The sequence below is a fragment of the Aquimarina sp. RZ0 genome (assembly GCF_008370685.1).
GTDB lineage: Bacteria > Bacteroidota > Bacteroidia > Flavobacteriales > Flavobacteriaceae > Aquimarina.
Map to the genome: position 1 here is coordinate 1 of NZ_VTZU01000252.1, position 609 is coordinate 609.

The following is a 609-nucleotide window of genomic DNA, read 5'->3' on the forward strand; positions in this document are numbered from 1 at the left end:
AGCGACTCACTTGGTTATTTAGTGTAATGGATGGAACTGGTTGATAGCTTCGTGTAAGCTTTCAAGATTATTCTGCTTGTAGGATTCTGTAGAACTAATATGTTTATGTCCTGCTAAGTATTGAACTTTACGTATATTATGTTGACCTAACCAATTACAGATTACAGATGCCCGTAATTGATTTACATTAATGACTTTATGATTGATCTTTTTTAACCTTTTTAAGATTCCTATTCGTAACAGATCATTGAAGTGATTTTGTGGGATTAATAATTCTTGATTGTGTAAATCGTTCTTTTTAGCTATTTGTGGTCTGATTTCGTCAAGATATTCCATAAAATCAATGATTTGCCACGGTTTTAACTCTATTTCTCTGGCATTATTTCTTCGGGTTGCAGGAACATATATTTTACCTTTTTTAAGTTGTATATCTTCTAAACTTAGACTTTTAAGATTTGTAGCATTTAAACCTTGATAAACTATTAATCCAACGATAATTTTATTACGTTTTGCTGCGTATTTGGTAAACTGATTGGTGTATTTATTAAACTTTTCAGTCTCATAACTATAATATAAATCTTCGAGTTCATCAGCTTCTAAAAGGTTGTG

Annotated in this window: 1 protein-coding gene; it reads right to left on the reverse strand. The window is 30.5% G+C overall.

Translation table 11 applies throughout. The features are described from left to right. Positions 1-18: 18 nt before the first annotated feature. Positions 19-609 (reverse strand): site-specific integrase (locus F0000_RS27545; RefSeq protein ID WP_149627891.1); only part of this gene is annotated, 591 nt, incomplete at its 5' end.